The 15632-nt window shown below is 59.1% G+C and carries 17 protein-coding genes; 6 read left to right on the top strand and 11 right to left on the bottom strand.

Annotated elements, in window-relative coordinates:
* Positions 1–489 precede the first annotated feature (489 nt).
* The gene (locus tag ACA079_RS01545; RefSeq protein ID WP_497702352.1) at positions 490–930 is read right to left on the bottom strand and encodes a hypothetical protein; all 441 of its coding nucleotides are present in this window, start codon (positions 928–930) and stop codon (positions 490–492) included.
* Here ACA079_RS01545 and ACA079_RS01540 point away from each other — a divergent pair.
* Positions 929–1384, top strand: a complete 456-nt coding sequence (locus tag ACA079_RS01540) for a tRNA (cytidine(34)-2'-O)-methyltransferase (protein WP_007949025.1) — start codon at positions 929–931, stop codon at positions 1382–1384. The two genes, ACA079_RS01545 and ACA079_RS01540, sit on opposite strands and share 2 nt — an antisense overlap.
* 166 nt (positions 1385–1550) lie before the next feature.
* Here the strand turns inward: ACA079_RS01540 and secB are convergent, their stop codons facing one another.
* From secB to ACA079_RS01525, 3 genes are read right to left on the bottom strand one after another with little or no spacing between them, the layout of a single operon-like run.
* On the bottom strand, positions 1551–2036 hold the full coding sequence (gene secB / locus ACA079_RS01535) for a protein-export chaperone SecB (protein WP_007897410.1): 486 nt from the start codon (positions 2034–2036) through the stop codon (positions 1551–1553).
* 41 nt (positions 2037–2077) lie between these two features.
* A complete protein-coding gene (grxC, locus tag ACA079_RS01530) occupies positions 2078–2332 on the bottom strand; it encodes a glutaredoxin 3 (RefSeq protein ID WP_008149430.1) in 255 nt (84 codons plus the stop codon).
* 1 nt (position 2333) lies between these two features.
* Complete coding sequence (locus tag ACA079_RS01525; protein WP_461978618.1) at positions 2334–2747, bottom strand: rhodanese-like domain-containing protein; 414 nt, start codon at positions 2745–2747, stop codon at positions 2334–2336.
* Positions 2748–2900: 153 nt separating this feature from the next.
* Between ACA079_RS01525 and gpmI the strand changes: the two genes are divergently transcribed.
* The 5 genes from gpmI to ACA079_RS01500 all read left to right on the top strand — a co-directional run bounded on the left by gpmI (position 2901) and on the right by ACA079_RS01500 (position 9481).
* Positions 2901–4430 (top strand): 2,3-bisphosphoglycerate-independent phosphoglycerate mutase, encoded by a 1530-nt coding sequence (gene gpmI / locus ACA079_RS01520; protein ID WP_497702351.1) that lies wholly within the window; start codon positions 2901–2903, stop codon positions 4428–4430.
* Between the two features lie 241 nt (positions 4431–4671).
* Entirely contained in the window at positions 4672–5982 is a 1311-nt protein-coding gene (locus ACA079_RS01515; protein ID WP_497702350.1) for a murein hydrolase activator EnvC family protein, read from the top strand.
* 31 nt (positions 5983–6013) lie between these two features.
* Positions 6014–7330 (top strand): S41 family peptidase, encoded by a 1317-nt coding sequence (locus ACA079_RS01510; protein WP_497702349.1) that lies wholly within the window; start codon positions 6014–6016, stop codon positions 7328–7330.
* Position 7331: 1 nt separating this feature from the next.
* Positions 7332–8123, top strand: coding sequence for a divergent polysaccharide deacetylase family protein (locus ACA079_RS01505; protein WP_497702348.1), 792 nt, complete (start codon positions 7332–7334; stop codon positions 8121–8123).
* Between the two features lie 104 nt (positions 8124–8227).
* Complete coding sequence (locus ACA079_RS01500; protein ID WP_497702347.1) at positions 8228–9481, top strand: trypsin-like serine peptidase; 1254 nt, start codon at positions 8228–8230, stop codon at positions 9479–9481.
* A gap of 3 nt (positions 9482–9484) precedes the next feature.
* On the opposite strand, the gene ACA079_RS01495 is transcribed toward ACA079_RS01500, so the two are convergent.
* The 7 genes from ACA079_RS01495 to ACA079_RS01465 form a co-directional block, all read right to left on the bottom strand.
* Positions 9485–10240, bottom strand: a complete 756-nt coding sequence (locus tag ACA079_RS01495) for a substrate-binding periplasmic protein (RefSeq protein WP_497702346.1) — start codon at positions 10238–10240, stop codon at positions 9485–9487.
* A 78-nt stretch (positions 10241–10318) separates the two neighbouring features.
* On the bottom strand, positions 10319–11089 hold the full coding sequence (gene hisF, locus ACA079_RS01490) for an imidazole glycerol phosphate synthase subunit HisF (RefSeq protein WP_121731627.1): 771 nt from the start codon (positions 11087–11089) through the stop codon (positions 10319–10321).
* 9 nt (positions 11090–11098) lie between these two features.
* Entirely contained in the window at positions 11099–11836 is a 738-nt protein-coding gene (hisA, locus tag ACA079_RS01485) for a 1-(5-phosphoribosyl)-5-[(5-phosphoribosylamino)methylideneamino]imidazole-4-carboxamide isomerase (RefSeq protein ID WP_033058290.1), read from the bottom strand.
* A 42-nt stretch (positions 11837–11878) separates the two neighbouring features.
* A complete protein-coding gene (locus ACA079_RS01480; protein WP_008024930.1) occupies positions 11879–12136 on the bottom strand; it encodes a DUF2164 domain-containing protein in 258 nt (85 codons plus the stop codon).
* Positions 12136–12774, bottom strand: a complete 639-nt coding sequence (hisH, locus tag ACA079_RS01475; protein ID WP_310266503.1) for an imidazole glycerol phosphate synthase subunit HisH — start codon at positions 12772–12774, stop codon at positions 12136–12138. The genes ACA079_RS01480 and hisH overlap by 1 nt, the downstream gene beginning before the upstream one ends.
* The gene (gene hisB / locus ACA079_RS01470; RefSeq protein WP_003218037.1) at positions 12774–13367 is read right to left on the bottom strand and encodes an imidazoleglycerol-phosphate dehydratase HisB; all 594 of its coding nucleotides are present in this window, start codon (positions 13365–13367) and stop codon (positions 12774–12776) included. Before hisB ends, hisH begins: the two co-directional genes overlap by 1 nt.
* Positions 13368–13673: 306 nt before the next feature.
* On the bottom strand, positions 13674–15338 hold the full coding sequence (locus tag ACA079_RS01465; protein ID WP_497702345.1) for an OFA family MFS transporter: 1665 nt from the start codon (positions 15336–15338) through the stop codon (positions 13674–13676).
* Between the last annotated feature and the right edge of the window lie 294 nt (positions 15339–15632).

The following is a 15632-nucleotide window of genomic DNA, read 5'->3' as shown; positions in this document are numbered from 1 at the left end:
GAAGGTGTTCACTCGATGGTGAGCACTCTGAAAATCCACTGTGGGAGCGAGCTTGCTCGCGATGCTTTTGGGGCCATCGTGCACCGCCGCAATGCACCGTGAACCGCAATCGCGCACGACAACTGATCCGAATACACCTCTGCGTTCACAATCGAACCCCTATCGAAAAAACACGAAAGCCCCGGAATACGGGGCTTTCGACGTTTCTGCGCGACATTCTGTTTCAACTTGTTAAAACCTGGCACGCCCCCTGCAATAGTCCATTCAGTGATTCAGTTCACTACCCGGTTTCGGGGACCTTGGTACAGGCAGGCCGGGGATTCCCCTCTTTACATCGGGCTCACACCGCACAAGCGACGAGCCCAAGCAGTTTTGGGGCCCTTGATACAGGCAGGTCAGGGGTTCCTTCTTTACACCGGGCTCACGACGCAATGCGCGAGCCCTGCCGTTTTGGGGACCTTGGTACAGGCAGGCCGGGGATTCCCTCTTTTATTGCTCTCGGAGATGGATCTCCAGCCGCCAGCGGTCATCGACCTCGCTACCGGCCCACTCGCCCTGCAGTGGCCGGGCCGCCACCACCGTCAGCAACAACCCCCCATCACTCAAACGCACGCGCCAGTTCACGCTCTTGTCGTTGATTTTGAGCTGACCTTTCTGTGCCTTGCCTTCAGCCTCGAACAGCAACGCGAGGCTACCGTCGACGAACTCGCCGTGAGCCTTGGGTTCGTTGTTGAACCACACCACGAACCCATCATTCGTGACCTCGACCTGCTGCAATTCGCTGGGGTCGGGCGTGGTCAGGCGACCGATCATCAGCCCCACCATCACCCCGACAATCGCCAGCGAAGCCATCACTCGCGGGAATAGCTTCGAACGCGGGTCCGCTTCAGGCGTAGAATGCCGCTCATCTTTACCTTCGGAGCCGTGCATGTTTCACGTCATCCTTTTCCAACCAGAAATTCCGCCGAATACCGGCAACGTTATCAGGCTGTGCGCCAACAGTGGCTGCCACCTGCATTTGATCGAACCGCTGGGCTTCGAGATGGACGACAAGCGCCTGCGCCGGGCCGGCCTCGATTACCACGAGTATGCCACCCTGCAGCGCCACGCAGACCTCGCCAGCTGTCTGGAAAGCCTCGGTCATCCTCGGCTGTTCGCCTTCACCACCAAGGGCTCGCGGCCGTTCCACGATGCCAGCTTCGCCGAGGGCGATGCATTCCTGTTCGGCCCGGAAAGCCGTGGTTTGCCGGCGGAAGTGCTCGATGCCCTGCCCGGCGAACAGCGTTTGCGCCTGCCGATGCGTGAAGGCTGCCGCAGCCTGAACCTGTCGAACACCGTGGCGGTCGCCGTGTACGAAGGCTGGCGCCAGCTCGGGTTCAAGTAACCCCGCAATCCAATGTAGGAGCTGCCGAAGGCTGCGATCTTTTGATCTTAAAAAATCAAAGTCAAAAGATCGCAGCCTTCGGCAGCTCCTACTCGAAGGTTTCGTTTGCCCCATGAAAAAAGCGCCTTCAACGGCGCTTTTTTCATGGAGCAAACGAAGCTTCTTTTTACTGAACGGTTGGAGTCTCGCCCGCCGCCTGCATGCGTTGCAGTTCTTGTGCGTACAGCGCGTCGAAGTTCACCGGGGCCAGCATCAGGGCCGGGAACGAACCACGGGTGACCAGGCTGTCCAGGGTTTCGCGAGCGTACGGGAACAGGATGTTCGGGCAGAACGCGCCGAGAGTGTGGCTCATCGAAGCGTCGTCGAGGTTCTTGATCAGGAAGATCCCGGCCTGTTGCACTTCAGCAATGAACGCCACTTCTTCACCGTTCTTCACAGTGACGGACAGGGTCAGCACGACTTCGTGGAAGTCGCCTTCCAAAGCCTTTTGACGGGTGTTCAGATCCAGACCGACGCTCGGTTCCCACTGCTGGCGGAAGATTGCCGGGCTTTTCGGGGCTTCGAAGGACAAGTCACGTACGTAGATGCGCTGCAAGGAGAATTGCGGTGCGGTTTCTTCTTCGCTAGCTGCAGTGTTCTGTTGGTCAGTCATCTCAGATCCTTTCTGATCTTGGGGTCTTATAGGGAAGGCATTCAGGCCTTGAGCATGGCGTCCAGCTTGCCGGCGCGCTCAAGGGCGAACAAATCATCACAACCACCCACGTGGGTGCTGCCGATCCAGATCTGCGGCACGGACGTACGTCCGGCCTTCTGAGCCATGGCGGCACGCACCTGCGGCTTGCCATCGACCTTGATCTCTTCGAAGGCCACGCCTTTGTTCTCGAGCAGGTACTTGGCTCGCGAACAGTAAGGGCAGTAATCGCTGGAATAGACGACGACGTTGCTCATATCACTTCACCAGCGGCAGGTTATCGCCTTTCCAGCTGGAAATACCGCCGGACAGCTTGGCGGCGGTGAAGCCGGATTTCATCAGTTCGCGGGCGTGGGTGCCGGCGGTCTGGCCCATCGCGTCGACTAGAATGATGGTCTTGGCCTTGTGCTTTTCCAGTTCGGCAATGCGAGCGGCCAGTTTGTCGTGGGGAATATTCAACGCGCCAACAATGTGACCGGCGGCGAAATCCTTGACCGAACGAATGTCGATCACAACGCCCGCGTCCTTGTTGACCAGCCCGGTCAGCTCACCGGTGCTCAGGCTGCGGCCGCCGCCTTGCATCTGATAAGCGATCAGCAACGCCAGCAGTACGACGAAGATACCGACGAGCAGATAGTGGTTAGTGGCAAATTCAATCAGGTGAGCAACCATCGAAGGAGGTTCCAGGGCGTTAAAATGTCGGCCAGTATACACAGCCACTATGGTGGGCCAAACCCCGTCCGGCGGTGACGCCGTCGGAACTTAGCTTTAAACTGCCACTCCCTTTTCCATCGCCCTCTTTTAACTCAGCCACGAGTGGAATCCATGACTACCACGCCTAAACCTTTGGTCCTGATTATTCTCGACGGCTTCGGTCACAGTGAGAGCCCTGAATCCAACGCCGTGTTTGCGGCGAAGAAGCCCGTCCTGGACCGCCTGTGGGCCACCGTGCCGAACGGCCTGATCTCGGGCAGCGGCATGGACGTCGGCCTGCCGGATGGCCAGATGGGCAACTCCGAAGTCGGACACATGAACCTCGGTGCCGGCCGCGTGGTGTATCAAGACTTCACCCGCGTGACCAAATCGATCCGCGACGGCGAGTTCTTCGAGAACCCGACCATCTGCGCCGCCGTCGATAAAGCCGTCGCTGCCGGCAAAGCCGTGCACTTCATGGGCCTGCTGTCCGATGGCGGCGTTCACAGCCACCAGGATCACCTGGTTGCCATGGCCGAACTGGCCTACAAACGTGGCGCTGAAAAAATCTATCTGCACGCCTTCCTTGATGGTCGCGACACACCGCCGAAAAGCGCTCAGTCGTCCATCGAACTGCTGGATGCGGCCTTCCAGGCCCTCGGCAAAGGCCGGATCGCCAGCATTGTTGGCCGATACTTCGCCATGGACCGCGACAACCGTTGGGACCGCGTGTCCCAGGCTTACAACCTGATTGTCGATGGCAACGGCGAATTCAACGCTGCCACCGCACAAGAAGGTCTACAAGCCGCGTACGAACGTGGCGAGAGCGACGAATTCGTCAAAGCCACCTCCATCGGTGAGCCGGTGAAAGTCGAAGACGGCGACGCCGTGGTGTTCATGAACTTCCGCGCCGACCGCGCCCGTGAACTGACCCGCGTATTCGTCGAAGACGATTTCAAGGAATTCGAACGTGCGCGCCAGCCGAAACTGGCCGGCTTCGTCATGCTGACCCAATACGCCGCCAGCATTCCTGCGCCATCGGCCTTCGCTGCGGGCAGTCTGGACAACGTGCTGGGCGACTACCTGGCGAAAAACGGCAAGACCCAGCTGCGCATCGCTGAAACCGAGAAATACGCCCACGTGACCTTCTTCTTCTCCGGCGGCCGCGAAGAACCGTTCCCGGGCGAAGAGCGCATCCTGATCCCGTCGCCGAAAGTCGCCACTTATGACTTGCAGCCCGAGATGAGCGCCCCGGAAGTCACCGACCGCATCGTCGATGCCATCGAAAACCAGCGTTACGACGTGATCGTGGTCAACTACGCCAACGGCGACATGGTCGGCCATAGCGGCGTGTTCGACGCAGCCGTCAAAGCCGTTGAATGCCTCGACCTGTGCGTCGGCCGCATCGTCGATGCACTGGAAACAGTCGGCGGCGAAGCGCTGATCACTGCCGACCACGGCAACGTCGAGCAGATGTCCGACGAGTCCACCGGCCAGGCGCATACCGCCCACACCACCGAACCGGTCCCGTTCATCTATGTCGGCAAGCGTGACTTCAAGGTTCGCGACGGCGGTGTGCTGGCGGATGTGGCACCGACCATGCTGATGTTGATGGGCCTGGAAAAACCGACCGAGATGACGGGTACTTCGATACTGGTGTAATCAGTATCTGCAAACGCCGCTAAACCCTGTGGGAGCGAGCTTGCTCGCGATAGCAATCTAACAGCCAACATCTATGTTGAATGTCAGGCCGCCATCGCGAGCAAGCTCGCTCCCACATTGGTTTTGGGGTGTTTTCAGAGGTAACTCTGCTCCAGTCATCACACAGCCCCAATTGGGCATTTTTTTTGCCACGCTTGGCGGGCATACTAGGCCGTCCCTTTCCCTGGTGTCGCCCGCCTCTATGCTTCGCGTCCTGATAGCCCTTGCTCTGACATGCCTGCTCCAACCGGCCTTTGCTGACGAGCGCGCGCAAACCCAACAACAGTTGGACGCCACGCGTCAGGACATTGCCGAGCTGAAAAAACTGCTGGGCAAGCTCCAGGAAGAAAAATCCGGTGTGCAGAAAGACCTCAAGGGCACCGAGACCGAGATGGGCAAGCTCGAGAAGCAGGTCGACGCCCTGCAAAAAGAGCTGAAGAAAAGCGAATCCGAGCTGCAGCGACTCGATGCCGAGAAAAAAAAACTCCAGAGCGCGCGCATTGAACAGCAGCGACTGATCGCCATTCAGGCCCGCGCGGCCTATCAGAACGGCCGTCAGGAGTACTTGAAGCTGCTGCTCAACCAGCAGAACCCGGAAAAATTCGCCCGTACCCTCACCTATTACGACTACCTGAGCCAGGCCCGCCTGGAGCAGCTGAAGAATTTCAACGAAACCCTGCGCCAACTGGCCAATGTCGAAAAAGACATCGCCATGCAACAGGCGCAATTGCTGGTGCAGAAAAGCAGCCTCGACAGCCAGCGTGACGAACTCGACAAAGTCCGCAAGGAGCGCCAGCAAGTCCTGGCCAAGCTCAGCGACGACGTGAAGGCCCGCGATCAGAAGCTGGCAGCCCGCGAGCAGGATCAGGCAGACCTGTCTAAAGTCCTTAAAACCATTGAAGAAACCCTGGCCCGTCAGGCCCGTGAGGCAGAAGAGGCGCGGCAAAAAGCGCTGATCGCCCAGCAGGAAGCCGAAAAAAAGCGTTTACGTGAGGCTCAGGCTGCAGCAGATGCAAATGCAAATGCAGACACCACTGACGCCCCACGCAAACCCGTTAAATCCACACCCGGCGCCCTGGTTTCAAGTTCAGGCGAGACCTTTGGTGGCCCCTTTGCTTCAAGCCGGGGAAAACTTCCGTGGCCCGTTGATGGTCGACTGCTGGCACGCTTTGGCGAAACCCGTGGCGACGACGCCCGCACCAAGTGGGACGGCGTGATGATCAGCGCCTCCGCCGGCAGCCAGGTGCACGCCGTGCATGGCGGTCGCGTGGTGTTTGCCGACTGGTTGCGAGGCGCCGGATTGCTGGTGATTCTCGACCACGGCAACGGTTTTTTGAGTCTTTATGGTCACAACCAGACGCTGCTCAAGTCTGCGGGTGACGTGGTAAAAGCCGGTGAGTCCATCTCCACTGTCGGCAACAGTGGCGGGCAAGACACGCCAGCGCTGTATTTCGCTATTCGTCAGCAGGGTCACCCGAGTGATCCAGCGCAATGGTGTCGCGCGCAAGGATAAGCACGCGACCTAATTCAGGAGTTCGTTCGACATGCTGCATTTGTCCCGCCTTACCTCGCTGGCCCTGACGATCGCCCTGGTGATCGGCGCGCCTCTGGCGTTCGCCGCTCAACCGGCTCCGGCAGTCGCGCCTGCGGGCACTGCTGCGACCACCAAGGCGCCGTTGCCTCTGGAAGAGTTGCGCACCTTTGCCGAGGTCATGGACCGGATCAAGGCTGCCTATGTCGAACCGGTGGACGACAAGACCCTGCTGGAAAACGCGATCAAGGGCATGCTCAGCAACCTCGACCCGCACTCCGCCTACCTGGGCCCGGAAGACTTCGCTGAATTGCAGGAAAGCACCAGCGGTGAATTCGGCGGCCTGGGCATCGAAGTCGGCGCAGAAGACGGTTTCATCAAGGTGGTTTCGCCGATCGATGACACCCCGGCTTCCAAGGCTGGCATTCAGGCCGGCGACTTCATCGTGAAGATCAACGGCCAGCCGACCCGCGGCCAGAGCATGACCGAAGCCGTGGACAAGATGCGCGGCAAGATCGGCCAGAAAATCACCCTGACCCTGGTGCGCGACGGCGGCACGCCGTTCGACGTAACCCTGGCCCGCGCCATCATTCAAGTGAAGAGCGTGAAGAGCCAGCTGCTGGAGTCCGGCTACGGCTACATCCGCATCACCCAGTTCCAGGTCAAGACCGGCGACGAAGTCTCCAAGGCCCTGGCCAAGCTGCGCAAGGACAACGGCAAGAAGCTCAAAGGCATCATCCTCGACCTGCGTAATAACCCGGGGGGCGTGCTGCAAGCGGCGGTGGAAGTGGTCGACCACTTCATCACCAAGGGCCTTATCGTTTACACCAAGGGCCGTATCGCCAACTCCGAACTGCGCTTCTCTGCCACCGGCAAAGACGAAAGCGAAGCCGTACCAATGGTCGCACTGATCAACGGCGGCAGCGCCTCGGCGTCGGAAATTGTCGCCGGCGCCTTGCAGGATCAGAAGCGCGCGGTGGTCATGGGTACCACCAGTTTCGGCAAAGGCTCGGTACAAACTGTCCTGCCGCTGAACAACGAACGCGCACTGAAGATCACCACGGCGCTGTATTACACGCCGAACGGCCGCTCGATCCAGGCTCAGGGCATCGTCCCGGACATCGAAGTGCGCAAGGCCAAGATCACCAACGAGCAGGACGGCGAGTACTTCAAGGAAGCCGATCTGCAAGGTCACCTGGGCAATGGCAACGGCGGCGCCGACAAACCGACTTCCAGCAGCAAAGCCAAGGCAATGCCGCAGGATGACGACTACCAATTGGCCCAGGCCTTGAGCCTGCTCAAAGGGTTGAGCATCACCTCCGGCCGCTGAGATGCGACTGCGGTTCATCCTCGGCTTGCTGTGCTGTCTGGCGGGTGTTGCTCATGCAGCGCCCGTCGCGACGACGCCGCAAAAGGCCTATCTCAGTCTGATCATCGATGACCTGGGGCAGAACCTGCCCCAGGATCGCCGCGTGCTGTCCCTGCCCGGTCCAGTCACCGCGGCGATCATGCCCGATACACCCCACGCCACCGAATTCGCCCGCGAGGCCCATCGCGCCGGCAAGATTGTCATCCTGCACATGCCCATGGACCCGGCCACCGGCCCGTTCGCCTGGCACCCCGATTTGCCCATCGAAGAACTCGAGAAACGCCTGAACGCGGCGCTCAAGGTCGTGCCCTATACCGCTGGCATCAATAATCACATGGGCAGTCGCATGACCTCCCAGCCAGCCGCCATGGCCTGGTTGATGGCCGATTTGCAACGCCGACACAAGTTCTTCGTCGACAGCCGCACCAGTGCTCAAACCGTGGCCGCCGCCGAGGCGCAGAAGATTGGTTTGGCGAGCGTTTCGCGGGATGTGTTCCTGGATGACGAGCCCACTGAAGCCGCGATCTTTACTCAGCTACAGACGGCTATCAATCTGGCGCGCAAACAGGGTTCTGCGGTGATGATCGGGCATCCGTATCCGCAGACATTAGCGGTACTTGAACGTGAATTACCCAAGCTCAAGGCTCAGGGCATTGACTGGATCGACATCAAACAGATGATCAGCGTGCGCGGCAATCGTGCAACGGCAGCGCACGGCAAGGATGGCCAGTACCGCCTCCCGACCGCTCGATAATTCCTCGCAGCCCACTCCATTTCGCGATAACTATTTATACCTGCCGGTACACCGCCGCGTGCCACGATAGCGCTCACCCTGAATTTCATCACCAAGGAATGGAAATGAAATACCTTAGCTTCTTTTGCTTCGCAGGCCTGATTGGCCTGCTGGCTATTTCCGCAGTGCAGGCCCGCGATCTGGGCGAAGGCGCCGTCAACGACTCACCGTCAAGGGCACTGCAAAACAGCGAACATTTTTATGAAATCTGGAGCGGAGTGGGACGACTCAGTCTTCAATCGGGCGAGACCTGCAGCGCCGTTCTACTGGATACGCGAAACAGGCAAGGCCAAGCCACCGGCCCTGCTTACCTGCTCACCAGCGGTCATTGCGTGTTCTTTCAGTACGGTTCAGCGCGGACCAATCTGCCTTTTATAGCCAGCGTCACCTTCCATTACTTTCATGACACGCCACAGCGAAAGCGCCGATACGCCATCCGGACTGCCCGATGGAGCAGTCTGGTCGGGACCGATCTTGCAGTACTGGAGGTCGACGCAACATTGGCGTCGCTGATACAGGCCGGGGTCAACCCGCTCAAACTGGCGTCCCATCAAACCTACGAGCGTCAGGATGCGCTTAACATTGGCGCGCCGGGTGGCTTTACCGAACAGGGGCTTCGATTGAGCGCCTGTGCTGAACAAACCGCCGGAACGTTCATCGATCATCCCGGGGTGTTTCCTTTGGCCATGAAAAACAGCTGCGATCTTCACGCTTGCAGCTCCGGTAGCCCGATGCTGAACCGCCGCACCAACGAAATCACCGGCATCGTCAGTAAAGTCGGAGCCTGCCGCAACATGTCAGCTCCCCCCGGCTGCGAACATTCGTCGTCCTGCCAAGCAACGCGTTCCAACTACAGCTATTCCGCCGACTTCCTGTACTACTGCTTTATCGACGGCATCTTTACCAGTAATGGGCAGGACTGTTCCCTGGAACCGGTCGAACTGACTGTCTCGGAGCCTTGGAAACTCAAGTCATACGTTCATAGAACGCAAAACGCGGAGGGGCAGATCGTATTGCCTACGTGGGACTTCAGGTTTTCCCTCCACGCGCCCTTCTACCGCTATAAAACGGTCCATAACGCCAGCGACTGCAAGGCTCCCGACAATTACAGCACCGCCATCAGCGCTGAAGATGCTTACATCAATACTGAAATCGGGCCACAAAGCGGCGCACATGCACTGTGCATTATCGGCGTCGCCTCGGGGGAACTGCAGCTGACAAGGGCGATGTTGAATAACGTGTTTACAAGTGCCGTGTACTTGAGCGCGACGCCGGCTCCGGCTCCGGCTCCGGCTCCGGCTCAGATTGTATCGAAGTGATGGTTACAGATACTTCGCCATGATGTCGTCCACCACGCCTTCCTTGCGTAGCTGATCCAGCGCTGCCTGAAGCTTGGCGACGACGTCATCCGGCACGTCCTTGTTCAATGCCAGGTACAACTCGGCGCTATTAAATCGCAGCACAGTCTTGAGCCCTGTCACCCCGTCCTGACGCGCCAGGTAACGCCCGGCCGGATCACCCGTGGCCCACAGATCAATCTGGCCATTGACCAGCTTCTTCGCGTTGTCCTGATCCCGCAGCACGACTATCGGCTTCAATCCCTGCTTGGCCAACGTCTCGGCAATCGCATCGCCCTTATACGCACCAATCTTGTATTTGCGCGCCTGCTCCAGCGACTCAAGGCTGATCTTGCTGTCGGCCTTGGCCAGCATGATCCAGTCATCCGGCCCGATCGGGCCAACCCACTTGAACAGGTTCTCGCGGTCCGGCAACCGTGCCATCACAAATACGCCGTAACCGGGTTTCTCCAGGGCGAGTTTGTAGATTCGCTCCCAAGGGAAACGCAGCGTCAGGCTGTAGGTGACTTCGGCGCGTTTAAACATCTCGCGGACGATGTCCACCGCGATGCCATTGATGTTCTCGTCCTGAGCGAAGTTCTTGCCGTTCTTCGCCATGTTGTACGGAGGGAAATTTTCAGTCAGCAACACCAGGCCGGTGTCGGGATTTTCTGCGGCATGTACCCCATTGACGAGCAATAGAGAAGCACCGGCGAGGGCAAGAAGAAGGCGTCTAAGCATGTCTGGCTACCGAAATCCATGGCGTACCCAAGAGTGCCCTGAGCCCGCCATGATGTCCACTGGCCTGTATCGGTTTGTTTAGCGCATCACGATGCCGCGATGAGCCATGTAGGCCTTGGCTTCCTGCACGGTGTATTCACCAAAGTGAAAAATACTCGCCGCCAATACGGCGCTGGCGTGGCCTTCGATAATGCCGTCGGCCAAATGTTGCAGGTTGCCGACGCCGCCAGAGGCGATCACCGGGATACCCAGCGCATCGCTGATGGCGCGGGTAACGCCCAGGTCGAAGCCGTTTTTCATGCCGTCCTGGTCCATGCTGGTCAGCAGGATTTCACCGGCACCGAGGCCTTCCATCTTCTTCGCCCATTCAACGGCGTCGAGACCGGTTGGCTTGCGCCCACCGTGAGTGAAGATTTCCCAGCGCGGGGTTTCGCCCGGTAGTGAAACCTTCTTCGCGTCGATGGCAACGACGATGCACTGCGAACCGAAATGCTGAGCCGCTTCACCAACAAACTCAGGATTGAATACCGCAGCAGTGTTGATCGAAACCTTGTCCGCGCCAGCATTCAGCAGATTGCGAATGTCCTGCACGGTACGCACACCGCCGCCCACGGTCAGCGGGATGAACACCTGGCTGGCCATGCGCTCGACGGTATGCAGCGTGGTGTCGCGACCATCGACGCTGGCGGTGATGTCGAGAAAAGTAATCTCGTCGGCACCCTGCTCGTCATAGCGGCGGGCGATTTCCACCGGGTCGCCGGCATCGCGGATGTTCTCGAACTTGACGCCCTTGACCACCCGGCCGTTATCCACGTCCAGGCAAGGGATGATGCGTTTGGCCAGCGCCATGGTCAGTCCTCAGCCTTTGTACGAATCGCAGAAAGCTTGCGCTTCAGCGACATCGAGAGTGCCTTCGTAGATCGCCCGGCCGGTGATCGCGCCGATGATGCCTGGCGCTTTCGCGTCGAGCAGCGACTTGATGTCACCCAGATTGTGGATGCCACCGGAGGCGATGACCGGAATCTTCGTCGCGGCGGCCAGCGCAGCGGTGAACGGAACGTTGCAGCCCTGCATCATGCCGTCTTTGGCGATGTCGGTATAAACGATCGCGGACACGCCATCAGCTTCGAATTGCTTGGCCAGGTCGATCACCTGAATGGTGCTGATTTCAGCCCAGCCGTCAGTGGCGACAAAACCGTCTTTGGCATCCAGACCGACGATCACTTTGCCCGGGAACGCGCGGCAGGCTTCGGCGACGAAGGCCGGATCTTTCACGGCTTTGGTGCCGATGATCACGTAGCTCACGCCGGCCTTCACGTAGTGTTCGATGGTTTCCAGGGAGCGGATACCGCCGCCGATCTGGATCGGCAGGTTCGGGTAGCGCTTGGCGATGGCGGTGACCACTTCGCCGTTGACCGGCTGGCCTTCGAAGGCGCCGTTCAGGTCGACCAGATGCAGACGGCGGCAACCGCCTTCCACCCACTTGGCAGCCATGCTCACCGGGTCATCGGAGAACACCGTGGAATCTTCCATGCGGCCCTGGCGCAGACGAACACAGGCACCGTCTTTAAGATCGATAGCGGGAATAATCAGCATCTGGCAAACCTTCAAATTCGATTGTTCAGCTTCGCTCGAAAATCAGTTTTTCTCGAGCGCCCACAAGTCGCTTTCGATGCTTTCGAACCTCTCTTTGAGGTGCGTCTGCACATCGAAAATCGCCCTGTTGTAATAGTGCGGCGCAATTTCACGGGTAAACAGCTCAAGGATTTCAGCCGCTTCGAACGAACCCAGGTCCAGTTCGAAGCGATCTTCCATAAAGCGTTTGATCTTGTGATTGGCCTCGTTCTCCTGTTCAGGAGTGAGGGTCAGGATCGGCGGCTTCTTCTTGACGGCCATTACCAGCGACCATCCCACGCGGCGAAGTTCTGCAGCAATTGCAGGCCATGGGTATGGCTCTTCTCCGGGTGGAACTGCACGGCGAAACGCGAGCCATCGGCCAGCGCCGCAGCGAAATCGACACCGTAGTGACCGCCACCCACCACTTGCCGCGCATTGCCGGCGGCGATGTAGTAGCTGTGCACGAAGTAGAAACGCGCCAGGTCCGGAATGTTGTGCCACAGCGGATGTGTGACCGTCTGCTTCACTTCGTTCCAGCCCATGTGCGGGACTTTCAGGTGTTCGCCATCTTCGTGCAGGTCTTTGCCAAAGAACTTCACCGCGCCCGGAAACAGGCCGATGCAGTCGACGCCGTCGTTCTCTTCACTGCTGTCGAGCAAGGCTTGCATGCCGACGCAGATGCCGAGAAACGGGCGGTCCTGGCTGACTTCGCGCACCAGCGAATCGAAGCCCAGGCGACGGATCTCCGCCATGCAATCGCGAATCGCGCCGACGCCGGGGAATACCACCCGGTCGGCTTCGCGAATCACATCGGCATCACTGGTGATCAAGACCTTGCCGGCACCGACGTGCTCGAGGGCCTTGGCCACCGAGTGCAGGTTGCCCATGCCGTAATCGATAACCGCGACCGTCTGCATTACAGAACGCCTTTGGTCGACGGCATCTGACCGGCCATGCGGTCATCCAGCTCTACCGCCATGCGCAGTGCGCGGCCGAAAGCCTTGAACACGGTTTCGATCTGGTGGTGGGTGTTGGTGCCACGCAGGTTGTCGATGTGCAGGCTGACGAGGGCATGGTTGACGAAGCCCTGGAAGAATTCCTGGAACAGGTCAACGTCGAAGCCGCCGACGGTGGCGCGGGTATAGGGAACATGCATCTGCAGGCCAGGACGGCCGGAGAAGTCGATCACCACGCGCGACAGCGCTTCATCGAGCGGCACGTAGGCATGGCCGTAGCGACGGATGCCTTTCTTGTCGCCGATGGCTTTGGCGAAGGCCTGACCCAGGGTGATACCGACGTCTTCCACCGTGTGGTGGTCGTCGATATGCAGGTCGCCCTTGCTGACAATATCCAGGTCGATCAGCCCGTGACGGGCGATCTGGTCCAGCATGTGCTCAAGAAAAGGAACACCGATATCAAATCGGGCCTTTCCGGTGCCATCCAGGTTGATCGAGGCTTTGATCTGGGTTTCCAGAGTGTCGCGCTCGACTGACGCCTTACGTTCGGCCATCACCAGCTCCGCAAAATCATTGGGCGAAAAAGGCAACCATTATAGGGGCGCGGGCCGGAAACAGAAACACGATACGTGATATCCCTGACGGGCTGAACCCGGCGCTGTCGGGGATAGACATGTCCATACAAGCCATTTGTACACACCACAAAACAAATGTGGGAGCGAGCTTGTGTGGCGAGGGAGCTTGCTCCCGCTCGACTGCGAAGCAGTCGCAAAGCTTTTGGGGTCGCTGCGCAACCCAGCGGGAGCAAGCTCCCTCGCCACGCAAGCCCGCTCCCACAGGGGTACTGCGCTAAACGTTTATTAGTGGAACAGGACAGCCGTTTTCTGCAGGGTCACCCAAACACCCCACGCCAACGGAATACCCACCACCAGCCACGCAGCCACTGCCAAAGGCTTGGTGCCCGCACCCGCTTTCCACTCCAATACGGTGCTGCTGTCAGCACCTTTGTCGTGGCCCAGCGCCTGTTCGGCGGCCAGTTCAGCGTCGGTCATGAAGTACTTGTCAGCTACCGGACGCACCAGCAGGTTGCAGATGAAACCCAGCACCAGCAGGCCCGCGAGGATGTACAGGGTGATGTCGTAAGCCGCGGCGCGTTCAACACCGATGCTCAGCTGATACTCACGCAGGTAGTTCACCAACACCGGCCCCAACACGCCCGCCGCCGCCCAGGCCGTCAGCAGACGGCCATGGATCGCGCCGACCATTTGCGTACCGAACAGGTCCGCGAGATACGCAGGGACCGTCGCAAAACCACCGCCATACATCGACAGGATGATGCAGAAGGCCGCCACGAACAGCGCAACGTTGCCCAGGTGACCGAGGTTCGGGATCAACGCGTACAGCGCAAAACCAAGAGCGAAGAACACGAAATAAGTGTTTTTGCGGCCCAGGTAATCCGAGAACGAGGCCCAGAAGAACCGGCCACCGATGTTGAACAGACTCAGCAAACCGGTAAATCCGGCAGCAATCGCAGCGATCGAGGCCAGTTGCCCAGCGTCCAGTTGACCAAACGTCTGGTCAGTGCCCAGCAATTTACCGGCGAATACTTCCTGCAACAGTGGCGAAGCCATGCCGAGGATGCCGATACCCGCCGAAACGTTCAGGCACAGCACCAGCCACACCAGACGGAATTGCGGGGTTTTCCACGCCACATTCACGTGGACGTGACGGTGGGTGATCATCGCATTGGAAGCTTTCTTCGCCGGAGCGGTCCAGCCTTCAGGCTTCCAGCCGGTTGGCGGAACGCGGTAGGACAGTGCGCCACCGATCATGAACACGAAGTAGATCGCGGCCATCACCAGAAAGCTCTGCCATACGCCGACGCTGGTTGGCGAAGCGAAGTGGCCCATCAAGGCTGCGGCCAGCGGAGCACCAACCATCGCGCCACCACCGAAACCCATGATCGCCATGCCGGTCGCCATGCCGCGCTTGTCCGGGAACCACTTGATCAGGGTCGAGACCGGCGAGATGTAACCCAGGCCCAGGCCGATACCGCCAATGACCCCGGAGCCGATCCACATCAGCCATATCTGGTGGGTATAAACCCCCAGCGCTGAAATCAGCAGACCGCCACACCAGCAAAGCGCCGATACAACGCCAGCCTTGCGTGGCCCGGCGTGTTCCAGCCAGCCGCCCCAGATGGCGGCCGAGCAACCGAGGAAGATGAAGAACAGGGTGTAGATCCAGCCGAGCATCGAGATCGGCCAGTCGCATTGGGACGAGAAGACTTGCGAGATGAAGCTCATGTCCGGCGCGCAGGCCACTGCCTTGGTCACGCCCAGGGCTTTGGACAGTGGCAACCAGAACACCGAAAAGCCGTAGGCCATGCCGATGCAAAGGTGAATGGCCAAGGCGGCCGGTGGTACCAGCCAACGGTTGAAACCGGGCTTGGCGATGATGCGTTCCTTGGACAGGAACGCGGGCTGGTCGGCTTTGAGGCCGTCCGCCGTGATGCTCGTGGTCATTGTGTATCCCCCAATTATTAGAATGGTTCGTCAGCGCTCCTCACCCCCAGCCTTTATGCGCACGCATGACTGTTTTTGAGGTGAAGCTCCATTTTGGTGCGACATCACGTCGCAGAAGGACGGACGAACCGGCAGAGGTTACCATCTGTACGTGACAGAAAAATCAAAGTGATATCACCTTTTGTATGTCATCAGTTCTCGTATAACCGCAAGAACATGTTTTCAGGCGTAGGAGCTGCCGAAGGCTGCGATCTTTTGATTTTTGTAACCTGAAGAGAAAGTCAAAAGATCGCA

This window comes from Pseudomonas sp. LBUM1645, from assembly GCF_059716185.1.
Note: the sequence above shows the minus strand (reverse complement) of the source record. Positions and strands in the feature narration are given on the sequence as shown.

Coding starts and splice junctions, on each gene's coding strand:
- ACA079_RS01540 (WP_007949025.1), top strand. CDS start 929: ATGTTTCACGTCATCCTTTTCCAACCAGAAATTCCGCCGAATACCGGC.
- ACA079_RS01495 (WP_497702346.1), bottom strand. CDS start 10,240: ATGCTTAGACGCCTTCTTCTTGCCCTCGCCGGTGCTTCTCTATTGCTC.
- ACA079_RS01545 (WP_497702352.1), bottom strand. CDS start 930: ATGCACGGCTCCGAAGGTAAAGATGAGCGGCATTCTACGCCTGAAGCG.
- ACA079_RS01525 (WP_461978618.1), bottom strand. CDS start 2,747: ATGGTTGCTCACCTGATTGAATTTGCCACTAACCACTATCTGCTCGTC.
- gpmI (WP_497702351.1), top strand. CDS start 2,901: ATGACTACCACGCCTAAACCTTTGGTCCTGATTATTCTCGACGGCTTC.
- secB (WP_007897410.1), bottom strand. CDS start 2,036: ATGACTGACCAACAGAACACTGCAGCTAGCGAAGAAGAAACCGCACCG.
- hisB (WP_003218037.1), bottom strand. CDS start 13,367: ATGGCCGAACGTAAGGCGTCAGTCGAGCGCGACACTCTGGAAACCCAG.
- hisF (WP_121731627.1), bottom strand. CDS start 11,089: ATGGCGCTGGCCAAACGCATCATCCCTTGCCTGGACGTGGATAACGGC.
- ACA079_RS01515 (WP_497702350.1), top strand. CDS start 4,672: ATGCTTCGCGTCCTGATAGCCCTTGCTCTGACATGCCTGCTCCAACCG.
- hisA (WP_033058290.1), bottom strand. CDS start 11,836: ATGCTGATTATTCCCGCTATCGATCTTAAAGACGGTGCCTGTGTTCGT.
- ACA079_RS01480 (WP_008024930.1), bottom strand. CDS start 12,136: ATGGCCGTCAAGAAGAAGCCGCCGATCCTGACCCTCACTCCTGAACAG.
- ACA079_RS01505 (WP_497702348.1), top strand. CDS start 7,332: ATGCGACTGCGGTTCATCCTCGGCTTGCTGTGCTGTCTGGCGGGTGTT.
- ACA079_RS01465 (WP_497702345.1), bottom strand. CDS start 15,338: ATGACCACGAGCATCACGGCGGACGGCCTCAAAGCCGACCAGCCCGCG.
- ACA079_RS01500 (WP_497702347.1), top strand. CDS start 8,228: ATGAAATACCTTAGCTTCTTTTGCTTCGCAGGCCTGATTGGCCTGCTG.
- ACA079_RS01510 (WP_497702349.1), top strand. CDS start 6,014: ATGCTGCATTTGTCCCGCCTTACCTCGCTGGCCCTGACGATCGCCCTG.
- grxC (WP_008149430.1), bottom strand. CDS start 2,332: ATGAGCAACGTCGTCGTCTATTCCAGCGATTACTGCCCTTACTGTTCG.
- hisH (WP_310266503.1), bottom strand. CDS start 12,774: ATGCAGACGGTCGCGGTTATCGATTACGGCATGGGCAACCTGCACTCG.